Source organism: Streptomyces sp. DSM 110735, from assembly GCF_016482685.1.
Classification (GTDB): Bacteria; Actinomycetota; Actinomycetes; order Streptomycetales; family Streptomycetaceae; genus Streptomyces.
Map to the genome: position 1 here is coordinate 165,157 of NZ_JACYHF010000012.1, position 24,216 is coordinate 189,372.

Below are 24,216 nucleotides of genomic sequence, written 5' to 3' on the forward strand. Positions count from 1 at the left end.
AACCGGCGGGTGCTAGTTCTTCTGGATCTGGTCGAAGCTCAGCTCGACCGGGGTCTCGCGGCCGAAGATCTCGACGAGGCCCTTGACCTTCTTCGAGTCGGCGTTGATCTCGTTGATCGTGGCCTGGAGGGTGGCGAAGGGACCGTCGGTGACGGTGACCGAGTCGCCGACCTCGAAGTCCAGGACCTGGACCTCGACCTTGCGCTGCGGGGCGGGCTTGCCCTCGGCCTCGGCGGCCTCGCGGGCGGCCTTCTCCTCGGCCTCCGGGGCGAGCATCTTGACGATCTCGTCCAGGGTCAGCGGGTAGGGGTCGTAGGCGTTGCCGACGAAGCCGGTGACGCCGGGGGTGTTGCGGACGACGCCCCAGGACTCGTTCGTCAGGTCCATGCGGACCAGGACGTAACCCGGCAGCTTGTTCTGCTTGATCGTCTTGCGGTCGCCGTTCTTGATCTGGACGACCTCTTCCTGCGGCACCTCGGCCTGGAAGATGTAGTCCTCGACGTTCAGCGAGACGGCGCGCTGCTCCAGGTTGGTCTTCACGCGGTTCTCGTAACCGGCGTAGGTGTGGATGACGTACCACTCGCCGGGGAGGGTGCGCAGCTCCTCGCGGAGTGCGACGACCGGGTCGACGGGCTCGGTCTCTTCCTCGACCTCGACGACGTCCTCGGCGACCTCGACGACCGCCTCGGCGTCGCCCTCGACGTGCACGGCGGCCTCCTCGGCCGGCTCGCCCGCCTCTTCCTCGGCAGCCTCGAACTCGTCCCGCTCGTCCGCGCCCTCGACGATGTCGAGCTCGTCGTCGACCGTCTCGTCCGGCTCGGTGGCGTCGTTCAGGTTCGGGTCAGACACGATGGCTGCTTCTTCCTGGATACATAGGGGTGGAACATGCGAAAACGGGCGCCGGTACCACGGCGCCCTTCGCTTTTGGCTCAGCCGAAAACGTACTTGGCCGCGTGGTTGAGCCCATAGTCAATCACGGTCACCAGGGCGATCATGACGGCAACGAAGACGATCACCACGGTGGTGTAGGACGTCAGTTGGTTGCGCGTGGGCCAGACGACCTTGCGGAGTTCCGCGACGACTTGGCGGTAGAAGATCGCGAGGCGCTTCAGCGGGCCCTTCTTGGCGCGCTTGCCGCCCTTGCGGGGCTTCTTCTGCAGCTCGTCCTGAGCATCAGGCGTGTCGATGGAGCCCACGGCGTCCGTCATGCGTCCTCACCTGATCCCGGGTCGTGGCCGTGCCGCGCCCGGTTCCTGAGCCGCACGGCGGTGCATTGCAGTACGTACATGCGCACACATCCTGGCGGTGTGTGTAGCAGGGCCGGAGGGACTTGAACCCCCAACCGCCGGTTTTGGAGACCGGTGCTCTACCAATTGAGCTACGACCCTTTGTGTGCTCCCCAACGTACCGCATCCGACCGAGTGCCCGGTGTGCACCGGCCGTGCGAGGCCGCTGGAGACCAACGAGGTGTGAGTGTACGTGGTCCGGGGCCCGGCGTCGAACAGAAAGTGCCTGACCGGGTACCGCGCAGCGGTGATCGTCCAGGCCGGGGCGCGGATTCGGACACCGGTTCTGCCGTGGACCGGTAGCCGTTCAGTCTGTGAAACCCGTGTACCCGGGGCGTTTCGGGTCTGGAACGATGGGCCCCATGAGCGCTGCAAACCCTCCCACCGAGCGCCGGGTCTCCGCCCGAGTCGGCGCGATCTCCGAGTCCGCCACCCTCGCCGTCGACGCCAAGGCCAAGGCCCTCAAGGCCGCCGGACGTCCGGTGATCGGCTTCGGCGCCGGTGAGCCCGACTTCCCGACCCCCGACTACATCGTCGAGGCGGCCGTCGAGGCGTGCCGGAACCCCCGGTTCCACCGCTACACCCCGGCGGGCGGCCTGCCCGAGCTGAAGACCGCGATCGCCGCGAAGACGCTGCGCGACTCCGGCTACGAGGTCGACGCGTCCCAGATCCTCGTGACCAACGGCGGCAAGCAGGCGATCTACGAGGCGTTCGCCGCGATCCTCGACCCGGGCGACGAGGTCATCGTCCCGGCGCCGTACTGGACCACCTACCCGGAGTCGATCCGGCTCGCGGGCGGTGTCCCGGTGGAGGTCGTGGCCGACGAGACCACGGGCTACCGCGTCACCGTCGAGCAGTTGGAGGCGGCGCGCACGGAGAAGACCAAGGTCGTCCTCTTCGTCTCCCCGTCCAACCCGACCGGCGCGGTGTACTCGGAGTCCGAGGCCGAGGCGATCGGCCGCTGGGCCGTCGAGCACGGTCTGTGGGTGCTGACCGACGAGATCTACGAGCACCTGGTCTACGGCGACGCGACCTTCACCTCGCTCCCGGCGATCCTGCCCGAGCTGCGCGACAAGTGCGTCGTGGTCAACGGCGTCGCCAAGACGTACGCCATGACCGGCTGGCGGGTGGGCTGGGTGATCGGTCCGAAGGACGTGATCAAGGCGGCGACGAACCTCCAGTCGCACGCCACCTCGAACGTCTCCAACGTGGCCCAGGCTGCCGCCCTCGCCGCCGTCTCCGGCGACCTGGACGCGGTGGCGGCGATGCGCGAGGCGTTCGACCGGCGCCGCAAGACGATCGTGCGGATGCTCAACGAGATCGACGGCGTGGTCTGCCCGGAGCCCGAGGGCGCCTTCTACGTCTACCCGTCGGTCAAGGCGCTGCTCGGCAAGGAGATCCGGGGGCGCCGTCCCAAGGACTCGGTCGAGCTGGCCGCGCTGATCCTGGACGAGGCGGAGGTCGCGGTGGTGCCGGGCGAGGCGTTCGGCACGCCGGGTTACCTGCGGCTGTCGTACGCGCTCGGCGACGAGGACCTGATCGAGGGCGTGAGCCGGCTGCAGAAGCTGCTGGCGGAGGCGCGGGACTGAGGTTCCTCTCCTCGGAAGCGGGCGCGATCTCCGGTGAGAGGAGGTCGCGCCCGCTTCTGTGTGCGAGCAAGCCCACTAAAGGGGAACCCGCTACCGATGTGACGCACGGGTGCGGCAGGATCTGGGGATGGAGCGTGTACGTGATGTCTCTGAGCTGCCGAAGGCCCATCTTCATCTGCACTTCACCGGGTCGATGCGGCCGGAAACCGTCCTCGAGCTGGCCGACAAGTACGGCGTGCGCCTGCCGGACGCGCTGACGGAGGCGCTGACCAGCGGCGAGCCGCCGAGACTGCGGGCCACGGACGAGCGCGGCTGGTTCCGCTTCCAGCGGCTGTACGACGCGGCGCGCTCGTGCCTGCGCGAGCCGGAGGACATCCAGCGGCTGGTCCGCGAGGCTGCCGAGGAGGACCTGAAGGACGGCTCGGGCTGGCTGGAGATCCAGGTGGACCCGACCTCGTACGCCCCCCGGCTCGGCGGTCTGATCCCGGCTCTGGAAGTCATCCTGGACGCGGTGGAGACCACCTCCCGCGACACCGGGCTCGGGATGCGGGTGCTGGTGGCCGCGAACCGGATGAAGCACCCGCTGGACGCGCGCACCCTGGCCCGCCTCGCGGTGCGGTACGCGGACCGGGGGGTGGTGGGCTTCGGGCTCTCCAACGACGAGCGGCGGGGCATGGCCCGCGACTTCGACCGTGCCTTCCACATCGCCCGCGAGGGCGGTCTGCTGGCGGCGCCGCACGGCGGCGAGCTGACCGGACCCGCCTCGGTGCGGGACTGCCTGGACGACCTGGACGCCTCCCGGATCGGGCACGGTGTGCGCGCGGCGGAGGACCCGCGCCTGCTGAAGCGGCTGGCGGACCGGGGCATCACCTGCGAGGTCTGCCCGGCGTCGAACGTGGCGCTCGGCGTCTACGAGAAGCCGGAGGACGTCCCGCTGCGCACCCTCTTCGAGGCGGGCGTGCCGCTCGCCCTGGGCGCCGACGACCCGCTCCTGTTCGGCTCGCGCCTGGCCGCGCAGTACGAGATCGCCCGCCGCCACCACGCCTTCTCGGACCCGGAGCTGGCGGAACTGGCCCGCCAGTCGATCCGCGGCTCGGCGGCTCCGGAGGCGAAGAAGGAGCAGTTGCTCGCGGGCGTGGACGACTGGCTGACCCGCCCGGCGGTCTGAGGCGCGGGGGCAGGGGCTCAGGCGGCGATGCCGGTCAGCACGGTGCGGACCATACGGGCGGCGAAGTCGTCCACGGGCGGCCGGGTGCCGTCGGGGCTCGCGTCGTAGGCGAAGGCACGCTGGACGCAGGCGCCGAGCAGGAGCAGGGCGGCGGCGTAGGTGTCGGCGTCGGGGCGGACGCGGCCGAGTTCCTGTTCGGCCCGCAGATAGGCGTCCAGTCCCTCGATGGGCACGTGGGGTCCGGAGCCGAGGGTGCGCAGGGCGTCGTCGTGGCGGCGTTTGAGCTGCTGCTCGGCATAAAGGGACGCGGCGATCGGGAAGCTCTGCTCGTAGAAGAGGGCGGCTTCGCGGGTGATGTCCGTGAGGTTCCGCTCCAGGGTGCCCTGCCCCGGCGCGGCTGTGAGGCCGGAGAGCAGCGGGGTGAGTCCGGGCAGTCGCTCGTGGAGGACCTGGACGAACAGGTCCTCCTTGCTGTCGAAGTACTTGTAGAGGGCCGCCTCGGAGCAGTCGGCCGCCTTGGCGATCTCCTTGGTGGTGGCGCGGGCGAGGCCGACGGTGAGCATCAGCTCGTGGGCGGCGTCGAGGATGCGGACGCGGGCCGGCTTCGTCTGCATGGGTCGTCCAATCGTCCTTGACGAACAGGTGAGTGTTTACCCACTCTAGAAGGGACGGGGGTGAGTGAATGCTCACCCACCTGTCGGCGAGGTGTGTCCTAGGAAGGGAAGTCGCCATGAAGCTCACCGTTTTCGGTGCCACCGGCGGTATCGGTGGCGAGATCGTCCGTCAGGCTCTGGGGACTGGGCACGAGGTCACCGCGGTGGTCCGTGACCCGGCGCGGCTGACCGTCACCGGCGAGCGGCTCGACGTGGTCCGCGCCGACCTGTCCGACCCCGGGGCGCTGCGCTCCGCCGTCGCGGGCCGGGACGCGGTGCTGTCGGGGCTCGGCGCGCGCACGCGCAAGGACGCCGGGGTGGCCGCCCCGCTGACCCGTACGGTCCTCGGTGCCATGGAGGCGGAGGGGGTACGCCGCCTGCTCGTGGTGACCGCCGCGCCGATCGGTCCCGCTCCGGAGCGGGAGGGCGCCCTGGACCGGGGGATGCGGCGCGTGGTGTCGGCGGTCTTCAAGGACATCTACGCCGACCTGCGCGAGACAGAGACCGCGCTCGCGGCGAGCGGCACCGACTGGACGGCCGTACGCCCCCCGAAGCTCCTGGACAAGCCGCTCACCGGCCGGTACCGCATGGTGATCGGCGGTTTTCCGCACGGCGGGCGCTTCATCGGGCGCGCGGACGTGGCGCACGCCATGCTGGCCATGGTCGACGACGCGGCCACGGTCAAGCAGGGCGTCGGGGTCGCGTACTGACCCGGGGCGTCAGAGGCTGACGCCCACCGTCACCGGTTCGTTGACCAGTGTGACGCCGAAGGTCTCGCGGACCCCGGCGACGACCTCGCGGGCGAGGGCGAGCAGGTCCTCGGTGGTGGCCTCGCCGCGGTTGGTGAGGGCGAGGGTGTGCTTGGTGGAGATGCGGGCGGGACCGGTGCCGTAACCCTTGGTGAAGCCCGCCTTGTCGATCAGCCAGGCGGCCGAGGTCTTCCGGTGCCCCTCCCCCGCCGGGTAGGCGGGCGGCTCGACGCCCTCGCCGAGGCGCTCGCGCACGCGCGCGTGGAACGCGGCGAACTCCTCCTCGGTGAGGATCGGGTTGGTGAAGAAGGACCCGGCGGACCAGGTGTCGTGGTCCTCGGGGTCGAGCACCATGCCCTTCCCGGCACGCAGCCTCAGCACGGTGGCGCGGGCGTCGGCCAGCGGCACCCGGTCACCGACCCCGACGCCGAGCGCGCGGGCGGTCTCGGCGTACTTGACCGGCGCGGACATCCCGTCGGCATCCTCCAGACCGAAGCGGACGCGCAGGACGACGTAGCGCTCGGGGTCGGCCTTGAAGCGGCTGTGGCGGTAGGAGAAGCCGCACTCCTCGCCGCTCAGCACGACCGTCTCCCCCGCCCGGCGGTCGTAGGCGACGACCTCGGTGATCGTGGCGGAGACCTCCTGGCCGTACGCGCCCACGTTCTGGATCGGGGTGGCGCCCGCGGAGCCGGGGATGCCGGCCAGGCACTCGATCCCGGCGAGCCGGGCCTCGACGGTGCGGGCGACGGCGTCGCTCCACACCTCGCCCGCGGCCAGCTCCAGAGTGGTGCCGCGCAGTTCCAGACCGCGCGTGGCGATGCGCAGGGCGGTGCCGTCGAAGCCCTTGTCGCCGATGACCAGGTTGGAGCCGCCGCCGATCACGAGCAGCGGGGTGCCGTTGTCGTCGGCTTCCCGGACCGCGTCGATCACCTCGGCGTCGGTGACGGCGGTGACCAGCCGGGTGGCGGGACCGCCCAGACGGAAGGTGGTCAGCGGGGCGAGGGGAGCGTCGTGGAGTACGTGCACGGGCACAGACTACGAGACCCGGTCAGCGGTAAGGGGCGCCCGCTGTGGAGAACGCCCCTTACGCACCGCTCACGCGGGCGGTGGTGACCCTCAGGCCAGCCGGACGACCGCCCGGGACATGCCCAGGACCTTCTGGCCGCCGCTGGTGGCGACGAGGTCCACGCGGACCGTGTGGTCGTCGAGCTTGGCCGCGACCTTGGCGGAGACGTGGATCTCCGCGCCCTTGTCGTCGTCGGGCACGACGACCGGCTTGGTGAAGCGGACGCCGTACTCCAGGACCGCGCCCGGGTCGCCGGTCCAGTCGGTGACCACGCGGATCGCCTCGGCCATGGTGAACATGCCGTGCGCGATGACGTCCGGCAGACCCACCTCCTTGGCGAAGCGCTCGTTCCAGTGGATGGGGTTGAAGTCCCCGGAGGCGCCCGCATAGCGCACGAGGGCAGCGCGGTCCACGGGGAAGGTCTGGGCGGGCAGCTCGGTGCCGACCTCGACGTCGTCGTAGGCGATCTTCGCCGTCATCGGTGCTCAGCCCTCCTCGGCGGCGCGGGCCACCAGCTTGGTCCAGGCGGTCACGACGTGCTCGCCGTCCTCGTCGTGCACCTCGCCCCGGATGTCGAGGATGTCGTTGCCCGCGAGGGACTTGATGCCCTCGATGGTGGAGGTGACGGTGAGCCGGTCACCGGCGCGCACCGGGCGGCGGTAGGCGAACTTCTGGTCGCCGTGCACGACGCGGCTGTAGTCGAGACCGAGCTGGGGGTCCTGGACGACCTGTCCGGCGGCGCGGAAGGTGATGGAGAACACGAAGGTCGGCGGGGCGATCACATCGGGGTGACCGAACGCGCGGGCGGCTTCCGGGTCGGTGTACGCCGGGTTGGCCTCACCGACGGCCTCGGCGAACTCGCGGATCTTCTCGCGGCCCACCTCGTAGGGCGCGGTGGGCGGGTACGTACGCCCCACGAAGGACTGGTCGAGCGCCATGGCCCGGAACCTCCTGGTCTAGCTGCGGCTGGCTGCGGCATCGGCTCGCGTGTCCGGGTACGACACGTGAGATAAAACGACATGAGGCCGCCCCCCGTGTGTCTGGGGGCGGCCTCATGTACGAGCCTGATTTATCGCGTCTCGCGGTGCGCGGTGTGCGCATTGCAACGCGGGCAGTGCTTCTTCATCTCCAGTCGGTCCGGGTTGTTACGCCGGTTCTTCTTGGTGATGTAGTTCCGCTCCTTGCACTCCACGCAGGCCAGCGTGATCTTCGGGCGGACGTCGGTGGCAGCCACGTGAGTGCTCCTAGGACGAACGGATGGGTTTAACGCAAGAAAGAGTAGCCGATCGAAGGACCGACCCCGCAATCGGCTACCGTGTGTAGCGGTGACCGGACTTGAACCGGTGACACAGCGATTATGAGCCGCTTGCTCTACCGACTGAGCTACACCGCTTTGATGAGATCGGAACCCGCCTTGCGACGGGAACCTCTCACACCAGAGCCCCAAAACGGAATCGAACCGTTGACCTTCTCCTTACCATGGAGACGCTCTGCCGACTGAGCTATTGGGGCGAGCGAGGAAGACATTACACGGTCCGCCGCCGTTCGCCCAAATCCGTATCCGGGCGCCCGTCCCGGGCGCCTCTCCCGCCCCTCGGACCCCCTCCGCGCCCGGCCGGGACCGCTCTGCGGCAGGCGGCTGACCTGGGGTGACCACGCCGGTACGACTAATGCGTCCTCCACGGCGCTCGCGGGCGGCGACCCTACGCTCGGGACTACTCAGCGTGATCTTGAGCCGCGACCGCCGCGGCTTCCGTCCCGTTCCGTCACCCCGATCCGCCCGATCCGTCGTTGCGTTCCCTCGTTCCGTTCCGGCCCCTGGAGACCGATGCCCGACAGCCACCCGCAGCCGCCGAATCCACCCGGGCCCCCCGACCGCCCCGAACCGGCCGCGCTCCTGCTGTGCGGGGCACGGCTGACCGACGGCCGGACCGTGGACGTGCGGGTGTCGGGCGGGCACATCGAGGCGGTCGGCACGGCCGGCAGCCTGGCCCCGGGACCGCCGGGCGTCGTCTCCCGCGTCGACCTCGGCGGCTATCTGCTGCTGCCCGCCCCCGCCGAACCGCACGCCCACGCCGACACCGCGCTGAGCGCCGAGCAGCCCGGACCGGTGTCGTACGCCCCGGAGGACGTCCAGCGCCGCGCCACCGAGGCGGCGCTGCTCCAGCTCGGGCACGGGGCGACGGCGGTCCGCGCGCACGTCCGGGTCGGCGAGGAGCGGGGGCTCGGCGCGCTGGAGGCGGTCCTGCAGGCCCGGCGCTCGCTGCGCGGGCTCGCGGAGCTGACGGCGGTGGCGATGCCCCGGCTGCTGACCGGGACGGCCGGGGCGGACGGGCTCGCGCTGCTGCGGGACGCGGTGAAGATGGGCGCCTCGGTGGTGGGCGGCTGCCCGGACGTGGACCCGGACCCCACGGGGTACACGGCGGCGGTCCTGGAGCTGGCCGCCGAGCACGGCGCCCCGGTGGACCTGCACACGGACGCCGCCGACCCGGCCCGTCTCGCCCGGCTCGCGGCCATGGCGGGCGGACTGCGCGCCGGGGTGACCATCGGTCCCTGCGCGGGGCTCGCCCGGCTGCCCCTCGAGATCGCGCGCCGCGCGGCGGACCAGCTCGCGGCGGCCGGGGTGACGGTGATGTGCCTGCCCCAGGGCGTCTGCGGCGCCGCGGACATCCGGGGCACGGCGCCGGTACGGCTGCTGCGCGCGGCCGGGGTGAAGGTGGCGGCGGGCAGCGGTGCGATGCGCGACGTGGCCAACCCGGTCGGCCGGGGCGATCCGCTGGAGGCGGCGTATCTCCTCGCCTCCGCGCACGGGCTGAGCCCCGAGGACGCCTACGAGGCGGTCAGCGCCTCGGCGCGCACCGCGCTCGGGCTGCCCGAGGTGCGCGTGGAGGCGGGCTTCCCCGCCGAACTCCTCGCGGTGCGCGGGGACCGGCTGCCGGGCGCGCTGTCCCTCGCCTACAGCCGGATCGTGGTGCACCGGGGGCGCGTGGTGGCGCGTACGAGCGCGGTGCGGGAGTACTGCAACTCGGCGGCGGCCGAGGAGTTGGGGCTGCCCCGGCAGGGGCGGGGGAAGCTGTCGTGAGGGACGGGCGTACGGGGCGCGGGGGCGCTGCGACGGGCGGGCGTGCGGATCGCGGGGGTGCTTCGGCGGGCGGGCGTCCACCCGTTCGGCGGATGGCGGAGGGCGGGCGTACGGTCGAAGACATGCGCATCGTCATCGCTGGAGGGCATGGTCAGATCGCGTTGCGGCTGGAGCGTCTGCTCGCCGCGCGCGGGGACGAGGTGGCGGGGATCATCCGCGACCCGGGGCAGGCCGACGACCTGCGGGCGGCCGGTGCCGAACCGGTCGTGCTCGACCTGGAGTCGGCGTCCCCCGAGGAGGTCGAGGCGTGCCTGCGCGGCGCGGACGCGGCGGTGTTCGCCGCCGGTGCGGGTCCGGGCAGCGGGACCGACCGCAAGGAGACGGTGGACAGGGGCGCGGCGGTGCTGTTCGCGGACGCGGCGGTACGGGCGGGTGTACGGCGGTTCCTGATCGTGTCCTCGATGGGCGCGGACCCGGCGCACGCCGGTGACGAGGTGTTCGACGTGTATCTGCGGGCCAAGGGCGAGGCGGACGCGTACGTCACCCGGCAGGAGCGCCTCGACTGGACGGTCCTGCGCCCCGGTTCGCTGACCGACGAGCCCGGCACCGGTCTGGTGACCCTCGCGGCGCACACCGGGCGCGGGCCGGTCTCCCGGGACGATGTGGCGGCGGTGCTGGCGGAGTTGGTGGAGTCCTCGGCGACGACGGGGCTGACGCTGGAGCTGATCGCGGGGTCGACGCCGGTGGCGGTGGCGGTGAAGGCGGTGGCGGGCGGCTGAGGCGGCACGTGACCGATGCCCGCCCGTCAGGGCGGTCGGCGCGGGTGCCGGGGTCTCAGAAGAGGGGCAGTTGGCCGGGGAACTCGGGTACGGCGTAGCCGTCCAGCGTGGGCTGGGCGGCACCGATGTGGGCCTGGCTGCGGGAGCCGGAGCAGGAGACGAGGTCACCGTGTTCGCGCGCGCCGGGCGGGTCGTGACGGGCGAAGCGGCCCGCGACGACGGCGATCTCGCGGCGGCACACGGGACAGGTTCTGCGACGGGAGGACATGCCGTCAGTCTGCCCCGGACGGGAGCGGGCGCACCGGTCAGGGGCGCGTGCGGTGACCGACGAGCGCCGTTTCGTCACGCGCCTCTGTTACTCACTTTCGGGTGACGGCGCCTCGGCGACCGGGGTGGCGTGGTGTGGCGGAAGACGCCCCGGACCCAGTGATCACAAGGGTTCCGACCCTCCAAAGCGGTCAACTCGGTGCATTTTTCCTATGAATGGACGTTACAGGTAAGAGTCACAGATACATGCTCGATCGGTAACACGATTCACGTTTTCCCCACATCACGTCCGCATCCCGGACAAGGTGTGGATGCGCGGCCAGTTGGTCGCCATCCGCACACCGCACGACTCCGTATACGACGCCCGTATGCGGATGTGCCCGCACCATGCAGGAGAACCTGTGACTGCTTCAGCTTCCGTGACCGCTCGCCGCCTGGCCGCCGTCGCCATCGCGGCCGGTGCTCTGGTCGGTTCGGTGGCCCTGCCGGCCTCCGCGGCGGACGCCCGCCCGCACCGGGCGGACGTTCAGATCAGCCGTGTGCAGTACGACTCCCCCGGCTTCGACAACGGCTCCAACCGCTCGCTGAACAACGAGTGGGTCGAGCTGACCAACAACTCCCGCAACCGCGTCAACCTCGACGGGTGGACGCTGTCGGAGAGCCGGCGCGGTGTCACCTACACGTTCCGCCACTTCAGCCTCGGCGGCCACTCGACCGTCCGCGTCCACACGGGCGTCGGCCGTGACACCTTCCGCGACGTCTACCTGGACCGCCGCAACTACGTCTGGGACAACAACCGCGACACCGCGACGCTGCGCGACGACCACCGCCGCCTCGTCGACGACGCGTCGTGGGGCGGCCGTGGCGGCCGCGACGACGACCGCGGTCCGGGCCGCGACCACCGCGGCGACGACCGTGGCCACGGCCGCGACCACCGCCGCTGACCGTCTCTGACCGTTCCCCCGCGCCACTCGGCGTTTCCCCGACCTGCGCCTCCGGCGGTCGGGCCGGACTTCAGCCGGCGTCCGACTACGCGCCAAGTTCCTTGCGGAAGACCGTGGAACTGTGGCGGACCGTCATGCCGACGCGCAGATAGAGGTCGAGCGCACCGGTGTCCGAGTGGGTCCACAGGGTGCAGGCATCGAGCCCCGCGTGACGGAAGGCACGGAAGGTGTGACGCAGCAGGAGCCGGGCGATGCCGCGACCACGGTGATCGTGCCGCACGGCGACCTGCTCGACGTACCCCTCACCCGTGCCCGGCACGTCCAACGCCAGGGCAGCGCCCACCAGTTGGCCACCGGCGAAGGCCAGAGCCGACCGCCCGGGGGCGAACGCGGGCCGCTCCACGGTGTGCGCCGCCCACTCCTCGTACGACTGCCGCCGCTCCTGCCACTCGTCGAACGCGTCCTGGACGAGGAGATGCGCCGCGACCTCATCCCCTGCCTGAAAGCACCGCACGGTGACACCCACGGGAGGCTCGGGCACGGATGGCTCGACCGACAGGTCGACCTCCAGCAGCCAAGCCGTCACCAACGACTCGTACCCGTTCGCCCGCAACAGCGCCACGGCCGCCGTGTCCGCGTCCGGCACGGTCTGCACGACACGATCAACCCCCGCCTGCCGCGCCCGAGCCACCGTCCACCCGAGCAGCGCCGCCCCCAGCCCCCGCCCCCGGTGCCCCGGACGCACATCCACCTCGGACCGCCGGTCCACCCACGCCCGCGCGACAACCCTCCCGCCCTGATCCAGCACGAGCACGGTGTCCGACTCCGCCACCAGCCCCGGCCGCGCGAGATCGGCGGCCACAGCCCCGACGTCACTCCGCCCCCGCCCGTACACCTCCCGCTCGCACTCCACGACCAGCGCGTGAATCGCCGGAACGTCATCGACGGTCGCGGGCCGAGAGCGGTATCCGGGCGGCAGGTCGGGGACGAGGGAGGTCATCGACGGAGAGTAGCGAATCGCCCGCAGACACGACGAAGGGCCCGTGACCTGCTGAGACAGCAGGTCACGGGCCCTTCGTTCCCGTGTGGCGGCGCCAGGATTCGAACCTGGGAAGGCTGAGCCGGCAGATTTACAGTCTGCTCCCTTTGGCCGCTCGGGCACACCGCCGGGGGGTGTTGGTTCGGGAGGGCCCGCTGTTCGCGGTGCTCCTTGGCAACGACGTAAACAATACCCGATGCGGAGGGGTGCTTCGCCACCCGATTGATCTCCGCCCCGAGGCGGGCGGGGTGGCTAGGCTGGTGCGGATGCGGCCCGGCTGGATGCCGGGCGCGGCGGCCGTCGCCCCTCGGGCCGGGCCGCACTCGATCCGCACCCCGATGCAAGGAGCCACAGGACATGGCCGACTCCAGTTTCGACATCGTCTCGAAGGTCGAGCGGCAGGAGGTCGACAACGCCCTCAACCAGACCGCCAAGGAGATCTCGCAGCGCTACGACTTCAAGGGCGTGGGTGCCTCGATCTCGTGGTCCGGCGAGAAGATCCTCATGGAGGCGAACTCCGAGGACCGGGTGAAGGCAGTACTCGACGTCTTCGAGTCCAAGCTGATCAAGCGTGGCATCTCGCTGAAGGCGCTGGACGCGGGTGAGCCCCAGTTGTCCGGCAAGGAGTACAAGATCTTCGCCTCCATCGAGGAGGGCATCTCCCAGGAGAACGCCAAGAAGGTGGCGAAGATCATCCGTGACGAGGGTCCCAAGGGCGTCAAGGCCCAGGTCCAGGGTGAGGAGCTGCGCGTCAGCTCCAAGAGCCGTGACGACCTCCAGGCCATCATCGCGCTGCTGAAGGGCAAGGACTTCGACTTCGCCCTCCAGTTCGTGAACTACCGGTGAGCCGAGCGGCCGGCGAGGTCCTCCTCGCCGGCCATCCGTCGCCCGTGCCCGCTTCGTTCCCGTCGCCACACGCCCCGGCATGTGCGATCGTTCCGGCATGAGCAGCGACTACGACCGGGTCCGGACCGGAATCGAGTTCATGACTGCCTACGTCTCCGGGGACGAGCTCCTGACGGAGTATCTGGGCGAGCGGCGGCGTGAGGACCCCACCGCCGCCACGGAGACGCTGCTGGACGGCACGGCCGCCCTGTGCGCCGCGCTCCTGCAGGCGCTGGCCCGTACGACCGGGCGGTCCGAGCACGAGATCCTGCAGGAGCTGGCCCGCGGCACCCATCGCCGCGAGCAGCGCTCCGGTGACTGACACGGTCCGGCGCTCTCCGCCGGGAGGTCAGTCCCGCGAGTTTCCGAACAGCACCCGGTAGAGGATCAGCAGCACCAGAGAGCCGCCGATCGCCGCCGCCCACGTCGCCCCGTCGTAGAAGTGCTTGCTGATCGGGTGGTCGAGCCAGCGGGACGAGATCCAGCCGCCGATGAAGGCGCCCGCGACGCCGATCAGGGTGGTGCCGATGAAGCCGCCCGGGTCGCGGCCCGGGAGCAGGAGTTTGGCGATGGCGCCGGCCAGCAGGCCCAGGATGATCCAACCGATGATGCTCATGCCGAGTTACCTGCCCTTCCGCGCTGTCTCCTCACTGTCCGACCGCTGAGAATTCGGTGAGGACCATGTGGGTGAGGAGACGAGGCGTACGTCTTCCGGTTCGTCCGGGAAGACGCCGTCCGGGCAGGTGACGGTTGCGTCAGCGCGCCGCGAAGGGCTCGTCGGTGCGCACGATCTCGCGGCCCAGCGGCAGCAGGGAGACCGGGATCATCTTGAAGTTGGCGATGCCGAACGGGATGCCGATGATCGTCAGGCACAGCGCGACGCCGGTCGTGATGTGGGCCAGCGCCAGCCACCAGCCCGCCAGGACCAGCCAGAGGACGTTGCCGACGCAGGACGGGGCGCCCGCGTCGTGGCGCTCGATCGTGGTGTACCCGAAGGGCCACAGGGCGTAGATGCCGATACGGAAGGCGGCTATCCCGAAGGGGATGCCGATGATCGTGACGCACAGCAGCAGGCCCGCGAGCAGGTAGCCCAGGAAGAGCCAGAAGCCGCTCAGGACCAGCCAGATGATGTTGAGGAGTGTCTTCACCGGTTTCGACCTGCCATCTGTTCCAGTCGGGCGATGCGCTCCGCCATCGGCGGGTGCGTGGAGAACATCCGCGACAGCCCCTGACCGGGGCGGAACGGGTTCGCGATCATCATGTGGCTCGCGGTCTCGATGCGCGGCTCGGGAGGCAGCGGCAACTGCTGGGTGCCCGTCTCCAGCTTGCGCAGCGCCCCGGCGAGGGCGAGCGGGTCGCCGGTGAGCTGGGCGCCCGAGGCGTCCGCCTCGTACTCCCGGGAGCGGCTGATGGCCAGTTGGATGAGGGTGGCGGCGAGCGGGCCGAGGATCATGATCAGCAGCATGCCGAGCAGGCCGGGACCGTCGTCGTCGTCCGAGCGGCCGATGGGGATCAGCCAGGCGAAGTTCACCAGGAACATGATCACCGAGGCGAGGGCGCCGGCCACGGACGAGATGAGGATGTCGCGGTTGTAGACATGGCTCAGCTCGTGGCCGATGACCCCGCGCAGCTCGCGCTCGTCGAGCAGGCGCAGGATGCCCTCGGTGCAGCAGACGGCCGCGTTGCGCGGGTTGCGGCCGGTGGCGAAGGCGTTGGGTGCCTCGGTGGGCGAGATGTACAAGCGCGGCATGGGCTGGCGGGCCTGCGTGGACAGCTCGCGCACCATGCGGTAGAGCCCCGGCGCCTCGAACTCGCTGACCGGGCGGGCGCGCATGGCGCGCAGGGCCAGCTTGTCGCTGTTCCAGTACGCGTACGCGTTGGTGGCCAGCGCCACCAGGACGGCGACGATCAGACCCGTACGCCCGAAGAGGCTGCCGATGACGATGATGAGCGCCGACAGCCCCCCGAGGAGTACTGCGGTCCTGAGCCCGTTGTGCCGGCGGTGCACGGTGCGCCCTCCAAGTCGTGCAGCGAACCCTTCGGTCCAGTGGACCCTCCCGCACTGGTCAACGCCAGGCGGCGGCCGCGAGTTCCCAGGTGCGGGCGGGGGTGCCGTACGTCCGTACGGGTGGGGCGGGTGGCTCAGAACAGGTTGGTGGCGGCGAAGCGGAGGACCAGTTCCGGTGCGCCGGACAGGGCGACGCCGACGACTCCGGTGAGGGCGAGGGCGAGCGTGAGGGGGGCGGGGACGTGGTGGCGGGCGGGTTCGCCCTCGGGGGTACGGAAGAGCAGGGCCGTCCACCTCAGGTAGTAGTACAGCGCGATCACCACGTTGACGGCCATGAGGACGGCGAGCCAGCCGAGACCCGCGTGGACGGCGGTGGAGAACACGGTGACCTTGGCGAAGAGCCCGATGACGCCGGGCGGCAGTCCCGCGAGGCACAGCAGGAAGAAGGCCAGCAGGAGCGCGGTGACGGGGTTGGTGGCGTACAGACCCCGGTAGTCGGCGATGCGGTTGGCGGAGCGGGTACGGCCCACCAGGGCGGCCACGGCGAAGGCGCCGAGGTTGACCGCGCCGTACATGAGCGCGTACGCCACGGTGGAGCCGATGGCCTGGCGGGCGTCGCGGGTGTATCCGGCGGCGGCGATCGGGACGAGGAGGTAGCCCGCCTGGCCGACGGAGGACCAGGCGAGCAGCCGTACCGCGCTGTACGCGCGCGTGCCGCTCTGGCGCAGGGCGCCGACGTTTCCGGCGGTCATGGTGAGCGCGGCGAGGATCGCGAGGGCGGGACCCCAGACGTCGGCGTACGAGGGGAAGCCGATCACGGTGACGAGGATCAGCCCGGAGAAGCCGACCGCCTTGCCGACGACCGAGAGGTAGGCGGCGACGGGCAGCGGCGCGCCGACGTAGGTCTCGGGCACCCAGAAGTGGAAGGGGACGGCTGCCGTCTTGAAGGCGAAGCCGATCAGGGTGAGGACGACGCCGGTCTGGGCGAGGACGTGGAACTGTCCGTCGACGTGCGGCAGCCGCTGGGCGATCCGGGTGAGGTAGAGGCTGCCGGTGGAGGCGTAGACGAAGCTGACGCCCATCAGGCTGACGGCGGTGGCGGTGACCGAGGAGAGGAAGAACTTCAGGGCAGCCTCGGCGGAGCGCCGGTCGCCGTGCCGGATGCCGACGAGGGCGAAGGCGGGCAGCGAGGCGACCTCCAGGGCGACGACCAGGGTGGCGAGGTCGCGGGAGGCGGGCAGCAGGGCGGCTCCGGCCGCCGAGGACAGCAGCAGGAACCAGAACTCCCCGGCGGGGACGCGCCGGTGCTCGTCCTTGAGACCGGTCATCGACAGCAGGGCCGCGAGGAGGGCGCCGCCGAGGACGAGGAGCTGGATGGCGAGGGTGAAGTGGTCGGCGCGGTAGCTGCACGCGCGCGCGGCGCCGCTTCCCGCGCAGAAGGTGGCGCGGTCGCCGTCGAGCAGGGGCAGCAGCATGAGCCCGGCGGCGGCCAGGCCCGCGACGGAAACCCGTCCGAGGAGTGGTTTGCGGCGCTCCGGCAGGAAAAGGTCGGCGACGAGCACCACGAGGGCGGTGACGGCGGCGATGACGGGCGGCGCGATCGCGAGCCAGTCGACGGACTGGACCGCCGACTGGACCGCCGACTGGGCGAGCGGCTGGGCCAGGGCGGTCATCGGGTGCCTCCCGCGAGGAGCTGCTGCACGGCCGGGTCGGTGAGTCCGAGCAGGGACCTCGGCCAGAGTCCGGCGACGAGGGTGAGGACGACGAGCGGGGTCCAGGCGGCCAGCTCGTAGCCGCGGACGTCGGTGAGTTCGGGCAGGTCGCGCTTCATGTCGCCCATGCAGACCCGGCGGACCACGACGAGCAGGTAGGCGGCGGTGAGCAGGGTGCCGAAGGCGCCGATCGCCATGAAGACGAGGTAGGCGGAGCGATTGAGGTCGGCGGCGGGGCGGAACGCGCCGAACAGGGAGAGCATCTCGCCCCAGAACCCGGCGAGCCCGGGCAGTCCGAGCGAGGCGACGGCGGCGAAGGCGAGCAGTCCGCCGAGGCGCGGTGCCCTGCCGTAGAGGGCGGCGCCGGTGTGCTCGGCGAGGGTGTCGAGGTCGGTGCTGCCGGTGCGGTCCTTGAGGGCGCCGACGAGGAAGAAGAGGAGCCCGGTGATGAGGCCGTGGGCGATGTTGGCGAACAGGGCGCCGTTCACGCCGGTCGGGGTCATCGTGGCGATGCCGAGCAGGACGAAGCCCATGTGGCCGACGGAGGAGTAGGCGATGAGCCGCTTGAGGTCGCCCTTGGCGCCGGGTTTGGCGAGGTTGAGGCAGGCCAGCGAGCCGTAGACGATCCCGACCACGGCGAAGGCGGCGAGGTAGGGCGCGAAGACGTGGAAGCCCTGCGGTGCCTCGGGGAGCAGGATGCGGACGAACCCGTAGGTGCCCATCTTCAGCAGGACGCCGGCGAGGAGGACCGAGCCGACGGTCGGCGCCGAGGTGTGGGCGTCAGGGAGCCAACTGTGCAGGGGCCACATCGGGGTCTTCACGGCGAGCCCGAGACCGATCGCCAGAACGGCGATGACCTGCACGGATGTGCTCAGGGACCGCCCGTTGTCAGTGGCGAGTGCCACCATGTCGAATGTGCCCGCCTTGATCCCGATCAGGAGCAGGCCGAGCAGCATGATCACGGAGCCGAGCAGCGTGTACAGGATGAACTTCCACGCCGCCCTGCTCCGGCCCTCGCCGCCCCAGCGGGCGATGAGGAAGTACATGGGGACGAGCACGGTCTCGAACGCGAGGAAGAAGAGGACGAGGTCGAGCACGGCGAAGGAGGCGAGGGTGCCGCCTTCGAGCAGCAGGACCAGGGCGGTGAACGCCTTCGGGGACGGGCCCGTGGGCGGCTTGAAGTACGAGTAGAGCGCGCAGAGGAAGGTCAGCAGCGCGGTCAGGACGACGAGGGGGAGCGAGATGCCGTCGATGCCGAGGTGGATGCGCACGTGGAGCGCGGGGATCCAACTGATGTCGGTCTGGGCCTGCATCCTCGACGGGTGGTCGTGGTCGAAGCCGAGCGCGAGGACGATCGCGGCGATGAGGACCACGCCGGTCACGGTCACGCAGTGGCGGAGCACGGCCTGGTCGGGGGACCTGCCCCTGAGCCCGGGCGGGGCGGGCAGGAGAGCGGCGGCTGCGCCGAGAAGCGGGACGGCGACGATGAACGCCAGAAGAAACTGCATCACTGACTCGTTGATACCGATCACGCCTGCTCACGCTCCCGAGGCGACGAGGAGGACGGCGACCGTCAGGACGACGGTGCCGGCGAGCAGCGCGCTCACATAGGTCTGGACGTTGCCGGTCTGTGCCCGGCGTACGGCGGCTCCGAGGAGCCGGGGCAGGGCGGCGGCGCCGCGCACGTAGGTGTCGACGACCTCGCGGTCGAGGAAGCGGACGAGGCTCGCTGCGGCGAGGACCGGGCGGACGAACAGCGCGGAGTACACGGCGTCCAGGTGGAAGCCGGTCGCGGCGGGCTTGAACAGCGGGCCGAGCAGGACGCGCGCGGGGTCCGCCGGGTCGGGGGCGCGGGCGATGTCGCCGTAGGCGGCCTCGTGCGCGGCGATGGCCTCGGCTTCCACCTGGCCCGCGTCGCCCTCGGGGTGCGCGGCGACGGCGCCCAGGGGCACGCGGGCGGCGCGGGCGGAGGTGCGCTGCCAGACGCCGTAGGTGAGCAGCGCGCCGACGACGGCGAGACCGGTGCCGAGGACGGAGGTGAGCAGGGTGGGCGCGAGGCTTCGGCCGTCGAACCAGCCGGGCAGCGTGCGGTAGGCGAGCGCGCCGAAGGCCAGCGAGGGCACGGCGAGCACCCAGAGCACGACGGTCATGGTGAGCGGTTCACGGATGTGAGCGGGGGCTTCGGCGCCTCGGCCACAGAAGGCGAGCAGCCACAGCCGGGTGGCGTAGGCGGCGGTGAGCAGGGCGGTCGCGAGACCGGCGACGAGGACGATCCAGCCCGCGGCGCCGGGGACGGAGCCGTCGTGCCCGGTGGCGGTGTGCTCGGCGGCGCCGAGGACGGACTCCTTGGAGAAGAAGCCGCTGAACGGCGGGATCGCGGCGAGCGCGAGCAGCGCCACGGTCATCGTCCAGAAGGCGTCCGGGACACGGTCGCGCAGGTGGCTCATGCGGGACATGGCGGCGAGCGAGTTGGTGCCGGCGGCGTGGATGACCACTCCGGCGGCGAGGAACAGCAGCGCCTTGAAGGCGCCGTGGGACAGGAGGTGGAAGACGGCGGCACCCCGGTCGCCGACGGCGAGGGCGCCGGTCATGTAGCCGAGCTGACCGATCGTCGAGTAGGCGAGGACGCGCTTGATGTCGTCCTGGGCGAGCGCGGAGAGACCGGAACCCACCATGGTGACGGCGGCCATCGCGGCGAGGACCACCATCGCGGCGGCGGACGCCTCGAAGACGGGCAGGAGACGGGCGGTGAAGTAGACACCGGCGGCGACCATGGTCGCGGCGTGGATCAGCGCGGAGACGGGCGTGGGACCCGCCATCGCGTCCGGGAGCCAGGTGTGCAGCGGGAACTGCGCCGACTTGCCCGCCACGCCCGCGAGGAGCAGCAGGGCGATCAGGGTCGGGTGGTCGAGCCCGCCGTTCGCCACGGTGGCGAGGACGCGGGTGATGCGGAAGGACCCGGCGTCGGTGCCGAGCGCGAACAGACCGATGAGGAACGGCACGTCGCCGAGCTTGGTGACGAGGAACGCCTTGAGGGAGGCGGCGCGCGCCTCGGGGGTCTCCCAGTAGTGGCCGACGAGGAAGTAGGAGCAGATGCCCATGACCTCCCAGCCGACCAGCAGCACGATCAGATCGCCGGAGTAGACGACGAGAAGCATGGCGGAGGTGAAGAGGGAGACGAGGGCCGCGTACGACGGGTAGCGGGGGTCCTCGCGCAGATAGCCGGTCGAGTAGATCTGCACGCAGCTCGCGACGAAGGCCACCAGGACGGCGACGAGCGCGGCGAAGCCGTCGATGTGCAGGGCGAGGTCGACCGGGACGGAACCGGTGGGCGTCAGCAGGGTGGACGCGTCGATCGCCCGGCCACCGCCCTGGCGGGCCGCGACGAGCGCGGTCAGCACGAGGGAGGCGAGGACGGGCAGTACGGCGAGCGGGCGGACGAAGCCGGGCGCGGTGCGACCCAGCAGCAGTCCGGCGGCGGCGCCGAGGAAGGGGAGGACGGGGACGAGGGCGGCGAGGGTGGTCGTGGTCACGCGGTGGCCTCAGCCTTCTCGGCCCCGGGGGCGGCGCCGGGGCCCTCGGGGGTGCTCTCGGCGGTGTCGCGGAGTCGGTCGATGTCGGAGGTGCCCCGGTTGCGGTACACGGCGAGCACGATCGCCAGACCGATGCCGATCTCGGCGGCGGCGATGGCGATGGTGAACAGGGTCAGCGCCTGCCCGGAGTGCAGGGTGTCGCGGGCGGCGCGGCTGAGCCAGACGTCGAAGGCGACGAGGTTGAGGTTGACGGCGTTGAGCATCAGCTCGACCGACATCAGGACCAGGATCGCGTTGCGGCGGGCGAGGACGCCGTAGAGACCGGTGCAGAAGAGGAGGGCGGAGAGTACAGCGGGATAGGCGAGGTGCATCAGCGGGCGCCTTCCGGCTCGCCGGGGGTCTTGGTGGGCTCGCCGGTCGTCCGCGTGGGGCTCGGGACGCCGGGGGTCTTCGTGCGGCCGGGGGCGCCGGGGGCGGACTGGTCCTGGTCCTCGTCGGTCTTGGCCTTGCGGGACAGGACGATCGCGCCGACCAGGGCGGCGAGGAGGAGGACGGACAGCGCCTCGAAGGGCAGGACCCAGCCGCGGAAGATGCTCTCGCCGGTGACGCGGGTGGTCCCGGCGGCAGGTCCGTCCAGGTCGATCCAGGTGGCGCGGAAGGCGTCCACGACCACCCAGACCAGCGCGCCCGCGGCGCCCACCGCTACGGCGAGCGCTGCCCAGCGGTTGCCGGAATCGGCGTCCGGGGAGCGGCCGATGGGAGCCCGCGTGAGCATCAGCCCGAACAGGAGGAGGACGACGACGGAACCGACGTAGATGAGGACCTGCACCCAGGCGATGAACTCGGCGGTCAGCAGGAGGTACTCGACGGCGAGCCCACCGAGCGCGACCACCAGCCAGAGGGCGGCGTGCACGAGCTGCCGGGTGGTGACGGTGATCAGCGCGGCGCCGAAGGTGGCGAGACCGACGAGCAGGAAGGCGATCTCGACGCCGGTCGGGGACAGGAAGCCGGGGGGCGCGGCGGCGGCCAGGGTGGCTGCGGTAGGGCTCACGACTCTCCCTCCTGCTGGGTGGACTTGTCCGCGGTCCCTGCTTCTTGGGCGGCGGACTCGGCTGCTTGCGCGGACTTGGCTGCCTCGGCTGCCTGCGCGGCGGCGAGTTTGTCGGCGGTCTTGCGGGCGGCGGCGATCTCCTTGGGTTCCTCGGCGTGCGGGTCCAGGGCGGGCGGCGCCGGGACGGTCCACATCCACTCGCGGAGCTTGTCGCGCTCGTGGGTGAGTTCACGGATGTCGGTCTCGGCGTACTCGAACTCCGGGGACCAGAACAGCGCGTCGAAGGGGCAGACCTCGATGCAGATGCCGCAGTACATGCACAGGGAGAAGTCGATGGCGAAGCGGTCGAGGACGTTGCGGCTGCGCTCGCGTCCGCCGGGGGTGGCGGCGGGGACCGTCTCCTTGTGGGAGTCGATGTAGATGCACCAGTCGGGGCACTCGCGGGCGCAGAGCATGCAGACCGTGCAGTTCTCCTCGAACAGTCCGATCACTCCGCGGGTGCGGGGCGGCAGGTCGGGCTCCACGTCCGGGTACCGCTCGGTGACGGTCTTCCTCGTCATCGTGCGCAGGGTGACGGCCAGGCCCTTGGCCAGACCGGAGCCGGGGATGCGGGGCATCAGGAGATCACCACCTTGACGACGCCGGTGAGGGCGATCTGGGCGAGGGCGAGGGGGACGAGGAGGGTCCAGGAGAGCTTCTGGAGCTGGTCCTCGCGCAGGCGGGGGTAGGTGACGCGGAGCCAGATGACGAGGAACGCGAGCAGCGCGGTCTTCAGGAGGGTCCACACCCAGCCGAGTCCGTCGGCGCCCCAGGGTCCGTGCCAGCCGCCGAGGAACAGGACGGTGGTCAGACCGCACAGCACGACGATCCCGGCGTACTCCGCGAGCAGGAACAGGGCGAACCTCAGTCCGGTGTACTCCGTGTACGCGCCGAAGATGATCTCCGAGTCCGCCACGGGCATGTCGAACGGCGGGCGTTGCAGCTCCGCGAGTCCGGCCACGAAGAAGACGACCGCGCCGGCGAGCTGCCAGGGCACCCACCACCAGTGGAACGCGCCGACGATCCCGGGCAGCGACACCGTCCCCGCCGCCATCGCCACCGACGCGGCGGCGAGCAGCATCGGCAGCTCGTACGCCAGCAACTGCGCGGCGGTCCGCAGACCGCCGAGCAGCGAGAACTTGTTCGCGCTGGCCCATCCGGCCATCAGCGAACCGAGCACTCCCACGCCCATCACGGCCAGCACGAAGAAGATCCCCGCGTCCACGACCTGCCCGACCGCGCCGCTGCCCGGTCCGATCGGGATCGCCAGCAGCACGAGCAGGTACGGCAGCAGCGCGACCGCCGGTGCCAACTGGAAGATCCGCCGGTCGGCTCCCGCCGGTACGACGTCCTCCTTCTGCGCGAACTTCACCCCGTCCGCGACGAGCTGCGCCCACCCGTGGAACCCGCCCGCGTACATCGGGCCCAGCCTGCCCTGCATGTGCGCCATCACCTTGTGCTCCGTCTGACCCACGATCAGCGGGAACGTGAGGAACACGACGAACACGATCAGCAGCCGCAGGGCGACGGGCCATACGTCGTTCACCGCGGGTCTCCTGAGGGGTCTTCGGGGTCGGGATCGGGGGTCCGGTCCGGGTCCGGGGTCTGCTCGGAGTCCGTGGCCGGGGGCGGACCGGGCTGCGGCGCGTTGTCCGGAGCCCGGGTGGGCCCGGGAGCCTGGTCGGTGCCTGAGGCGTGGTCGGGTTCGGGCACCTGGCTCGCGGGCCGGTCCTGCACCTGGTCCGGGGTCGGCTCCGAGGCGGGAACCGCGCCGGACGCGCTTCCCCTGTCCGGAGTCGGGGCGGGCTCAGGCGCCTGGTCGGGCTCGGGGGTCCGGTCGGGGACCGAGGCAGAGTCGTGGGTCCGCTCCGACACCCGGGGCGGGGTCGGAGTCGCGCCGGTCTCCGGTGCGCTGTCCGATTCCGAGCCGGGGTCAGGGGCCTGGTCGGGCTCGGCGGTCCGGTGGGAGGCCGGAGCCGAGTCGCCTGTCCGCTCCGACACCCGGGAAGGGGTCGGAGTCGCGCCGGTCTCCGGTGCGCTGTCCGGGGTCCGGCCGCCCTGTGGGGGGTCGTTCGGTTCCGGGGTTTCGTCCGGGGTCGGCTCGTCGAAAGCCGGGCGGGCGTGGTGCCAGGGGGCGTCCGCGCTGCGGGGGGCTGTGCTGCGGCGGGCGGGGGGCTCGGGGGTGGCAGCCGGGTCCGGGCTCTGCGTCTGCTGGGACGCGGAGCCTTGGGAGGCGCTGCGCGTGCGGCGCGGAGTACGGGGCTCCTCCGGTGCGGGCTCCGGGTCCTGTGTCTGGCTCACCGAGCCGTCGCTCGCGCTCCGGGTGCGGCGGGGTCGGGCGGGGGTGCGGGGCTCCTCCGGTGCCT

General features: G+C 71.4%; 28 protein-coding genes and 4 tRNA genes. 9 read left to right on the forward strand and 23 right to left on the reverse strand.

Annotated elements, in window-relative coordinates; genetic code table 11:
- Positions 1-12: 12 nt before the first annotated feature.
- The 3 genes from nusG to IF655_RS19970 form a co-directional block, all read right to left on the reverse strand.
- On the reverse strand, positions 13-849 hold the full coding sequence (nusG, locus tag IF655_RS19960) for a transcription termination/antitermination protein NusG (protein WP_018543895.1): 837 nt from the start codon (positions 847-849) through the stop codon (positions 13-15).
- An 80-nt stretch (positions 850-929) separates the two neighbouring features.
- Entirely contained in the window at positions 930-1,208 is a 279-nt protein-coding gene (gene secE / locus IF655_RS19965; RefSeq protein WP_199586257.1) for a preprotein translocase subunit SecE, read from the reverse strand.
- A gap of 107 nt (positions 1,209-1,315) precedes the next feature.
- Positions 1,316-1,388 (reverse strand) — tRNA-Trp (locus IF655_RS19970).
- A gap of 260 nt (positions 1,389-1,648) precedes the next feature.
- Here IF655_RS19970 and IF655_RS19975 point away from each other — a divergent pair.
- Together IF655_RS19975 and IF655_RS19980 are read left to right on the forward strand one after the other, a co-directional pair.
- Positions 1,649-2,875: a pyridoxal phosphate-dependent aminotransferase gene (locus tag IF655_RS19975; protein WP_199586259.1), complete on the forward strand. Its 1,227-nt coding sequence runs from the start codon at positions 1,649-1,651 to the stop codon at positions 2,873-2,875.
- A gap of 127 nt (positions 2,876-3,002) precedes the next feature.
- The gene (locus IF655_RS19980) at positions 3,003-4,043 is read left to right on the forward strand and encodes an adenosine deaminase (protein WP_199586262.1); all 1,041 of its coding nucleotides are present in this window, start codon (positions 3,003-3,005) and stop codon (positions 4,041-4,043) included.
- A gap of 17 nt (positions 4,044-4,060) precedes the next feature.
- On the opposite strand, the gene IF655_RS19985 is transcribed toward IF655_RS19980, so the two are convergent.
- On the reverse strand, positions 4,061-4,657 hold the full coding sequence (locus IF655_RS19985) for a TetR/AcrR family transcriptional regulator (RefSeq protein ID WP_199586264.1): 597 nt from the start codon (positions 4,655-4,657) through the stop codon (positions 4,061-4,063).
- Positions 4,658-4,773: 116 nt separating this feature from the next.
- Here IF655_RS19985 and IF655_RS19990 point away from each other — a divergent pair, with 116 nt between their 5' ends.
- Positions 4,774-5,406, forward strand: a complete 633-nt coding sequence (locus tag IF655_RS19990; RefSeq protein ID WP_199586266.1) for an NAD(P)-dependent oxidoreductase — start codon at positions 4,774-4,776, stop codon at positions 5,404-5,406.
- A 9-nt stretch (positions 5,407-5,415) separates the two neighbouring features.
- Here the strand turns inward: IF655_RS19990 and IF655_RS19995 are convergent, their stop codons facing one another.
- The 6 genes from IF655_RS19995 to IF655_RS20020 form a co-directional block, all read right to left on the reverse strand.
- Complete coding sequence (locus IF655_RS19995) at positions 5,416-6,471, reverse strand: UDP-N-acetylmuramate dehydrogenase (RefSeq protein WP_199586268.1); 1,056 nt, start codon at positions 6,469-6,471, stop codon at positions 5,416-5,418.
- Positions 6,472-6,561: 90 nt separating this feature from the next.
- Positions 6,562-6,990: a MaoC family dehydratase gene (locus tag IF655_RS20000; protein ID WP_199586270.1), complete on the reverse strand. Its 429-nt coding sequence runs from the start codon at positions 6,988-6,990 to the stop codon at positions 6,562-6,564.
- Positions 6,991-6,996: 6 nt separating this feature from the next.
- Positions 6,997-7,449 carry a MaoC family dehydratase N-terminal domain-containing protein gene (locus IF655_RS20005; RefSeq protein WP_199586272.1) on the reverse strand — a complete coding sequence of 151 codons (453 nt, stop codon included), beginning with the start codon at positions 7,447-7,449 and terminating at the stop codon, positions 6,997-6,999.
- A 131-nt stretch (positions 7,450-7,580) separates the two neighbouring features.
- Positions 7,581-7,745 (reverse strand): 50S ribosomal protein L33, encoded by a 165-nt coding sequence (gene rpmG, locus IF655_RS20010; protein ID WP_003948671.1) that lies wholly within the window; start codon positions 7,743-7,745, stop codon positions 7,581-7,583.
- Between the two features lie 86 nt (positions 7,746-7,831).
- Positions 7,832-7,904 (reverse strand) — tRNA-Met (locus IF655_RS20015).
- A gap of 46 nt (positions 7,905-7,950) precedes the next feature.
- Positions 7,951-8,023: transfer RNA gene (locus IF655_RS20020), tRNA-Thr, on the reverse strand.
- Between the two features lie 316 nt (positions 8,024-8,339).
- Here IF655_RS20020 and IF655_RS20025 point away from each other — a divergent pair.
- Together IF655_RS20025 and IF655_RS20030 are read left to right on the forward strand one after the other, a co-directional pair.
- Complete coding sequence (locus IF655_RS20025) at positions 8,340-9,593, forward strand: amidohydrolase family protein (protein WP_199586274.1); 1,254 nt, start codon at positions 8,340-8,342, stop codon at positions 9,591-9,593.
- A 122-nt stretch (positions 9,594-9,715) separates the two neighbouring features.
- Positions 9,716-10,372: an SDR family oxidoreductase gene (locus IF655_RS20030; protein ID WP_199586276.1), complete on the forward strand. Its 657-nt coding sequence runs from the start codon at positions 9,716-9,718 to the stop codon at positions 10,370-10,372.
- Positions 10,373-10,427: 55 nt separating this feature from the next.
- On the opposite strand, the gene IF655_RS20035 is transcribed toward IF655_RS20030, so the two are convergent.
- Complete coding sequence (locus tag IF655_RS20035; protein WP_199586277.1) at positions 10,428-10,640, reverse strand: hypothetical protein; 213 nt, start codon at positions 10,638-10,640, stop codon at positions 10,428-10,430.
- 418 nt (positions 10,641-11,058) lie between these two features.
- On the opposite strand from IF655_RS20035, the gene IF655_RS20040 reads away from it, so the two are divergent.
- Complete coding sequence (locus tag IF655_RS20040; protein ID WP_199586319.1) at positions 11,059-11,583, forward strand: lamin tail domain-containing protein; 525 nt, start codon at positions 11,059-11,061, stop codon at positions 11,581-11,583.
- An 85-nt stretch (positions 11,584-11,668) separates the two neighbouring features.
- On the opposite strand, the gene IF655_RS20045 is transcribed toward IF655_RS20040, so the two are convergent.
- Both IF655_RS20045 and IF655_RS20050 read right to left on the reverse strand, forming a co-directional pair.
- On the reverse strand, positions 11,669-12,583 hold the full coding sequence (locus IF655_RS20045) for a GNAT family N-acetyltransferase (RefSeq protein ID WP_199586279.1): 915 nt from the start codon (positions 12,581-12,583) through the stop codon (positions 11,669-11,671).
- An 86-nt stretch (positions 12,584-12,669) separates the two neighbouring features.
- Positions 12,670-12,751 (reverse strand) — tRNA-Tyr (locus tag IF655_RS20050).
- A 228-nt stretch (positions 12,752-12,979) separates the two neighbouring features.
- Between IF655_RS20050 and IF655_RS20055 the strand changes: the two genes are divergently transcribed.
- Positions 12,980-13,468: a YajQ family cyclic di-GMP-binding protein gene (locus IF655_RS20055; RefSeq protein WP_199586281.1), complete on the forward strand. Its 489-nt coding sequence runs from the start codon at positions 12,980-12,982 to the stop codon at positions 13,466-13,468.
- Between the two features lie 97 nt (positions 13,469-13,565).
- Positions 13,566-13,829, forward strand: coding sequence for a hypothetical protein (locus IF655_RS20060; protein WP_199586283.1), 264 nt, complete (start codon positions 13,566-13,568; stop codon positions 13,827-13,829).
- A 27-nt stretch (positions 13,830-13,856) separates the two neighbouring features.
- On the opposite strand, the gene IF655_RS20065 is transcribed toward IF655_RS20060, so the two are convergent.
- The 10 genes from IF655_RS20065 to IF655_RS20110 form a co-directional block, all read right to left on the reverse strand.
- Positions 13,857-14,123, reverse strand: coding sequence for a GlsB/YeaQ/YmgE family stress response membrane protein (locus tag IF655_RS20065; protein ID WP_018543880.1), 267 nt, complete (start codon positions 14,121-14,123; stop codon positions 13,857-13,859).
- 139 nt (positions 14,124-14,262) lie between these two features.
- Positions 14,263-14,655: a YccF domain-containing protein gene (locus IF655_RS20070; protein ID WP_199586285.1), complete on the reverse strand. Its 393-nt coding sequence runs from the start codon at positions 14,653-14,655 to the stop codon at positions 14,263-14,265.
- The gene (gene htpX / locus IF655_RS20075; RefSeq protein WP_199586287.1) at positions 14,652-15,515 is read right to left on the reverse strand and encodes a zinc metalloprotease HtpX; all 864 of its coding nucleotides are present in this window, start codon (positions 15,513-15,515) and stop codon (positions 14,652-14,654) included. The genes IF655_RS20070 and htpX overlap by 4 nt, the downstream gene beginning before the upstream one ends.
- Before the next feature lie 134 nt (positions 15,516-15,649).
- The gene (locus IF655_RS20080; RefSeq protein ID WP_199586289.1) at positions 15,650-17,188 is read right to left on the reverse strand and encodes an NADH-quinone oxidoreductase subunit N; all 1,539 of its coding nucleotides are present in this window, start codon (positions 17,186-17,188) and stop codon (positions 15,650-15,652) included.
- On the reverse strand, positions 17,185-18,759 hold the full coding sequence (locus IF655_RS20085; protein ID WP_199586291.1) for a NuoM family protein: 1,575 nt from the start codon (positions 18,757-18,759) through the stop codon (positions 17,185-17,187). The genes IF655_RS20080 and IF655_RS20085 overlap by 4 nt, the downstream gene beginning before the upstream one ends.
- A gap of 6 nt (positions 18,760-18,765) precedes the next feature.
- The gene (locus IF655_RS20090; RefSeq protein WP_199586293.1) at positions 18,766-20,760 is read right to left on the reverse strand and encodes an NADH-quinone oxidoreductase subunit L; all 1,995 of its coding nucleotides are present in this window, start codon (positions 20,758-20,760) and stop codon (positions 18,766-18,768) included.
- The gene (nuoK, locus tag IF655_RS20095) at positions 20,757-21,131 is read right to left on the reverse strand and encodes an NADH-quinone oxidoreductase subunit NuoK (RefSeq protein ID WP_199586295.1); all 375 of its coding nucleotides are present in this window, start codon (positions 21,129-21,131) and stop codon (positions 20,757-20,759) included. The genes IF655_RS20090 and nuoK overlap by 4 nt, the downstream gene beginning before the upstream one ends.
- A complete protein-coding gene (locus IF655_RS20100) occupies positions 21,131-21,811 on the reverse strand; it encodes an NADH-quinone oxidoreductase subunit J (protein WP_199586297.1) in 681 nt (226 codons plus the stop codon). The genes nuoK and IF655_RS20100 overlap by 1 nt, the downstream gene beginning before the upstream one ends.
- Entirely contained in the window at positions 21,808-22,428 is a 621-nt protein-coding gene (locus IF655_RS20105) for an NADH-quinone oxidoreductase subunit I (RefSeq protein WP_199586299.1), read from the reverse strand. The genes IF655_RS20100 and IF655_RS20105 overlap by 4 nt, the downstream gene beginning before the upstream one ends.
- A complete protein-coding gene (locus IF655_RS20110; protein ID WP_199586301.1) occupies positions 22,428-23,396 on the reverse strand; it encodes a complex I subunit 1 family protein in 969 nt (322 codons plus the stop codon). The genes IF655_RS20105 and IF655_RS20110 overlap by 1 nt, the downstream gene beginning before the upstream one ends.
- Positions 23,397-24,032: 636 nt before the next feature.
- Here IF655_RS20110 and IF655_RS30890 point away from each other — a divergent pair.
- A partial coding sequence (locus IF655_RS30890; protein ID WP_206776161.1) for a hypothetical protein occupies positions 24,033-24,216 on the forward strand: 184 nt, incomplete at its 3' end.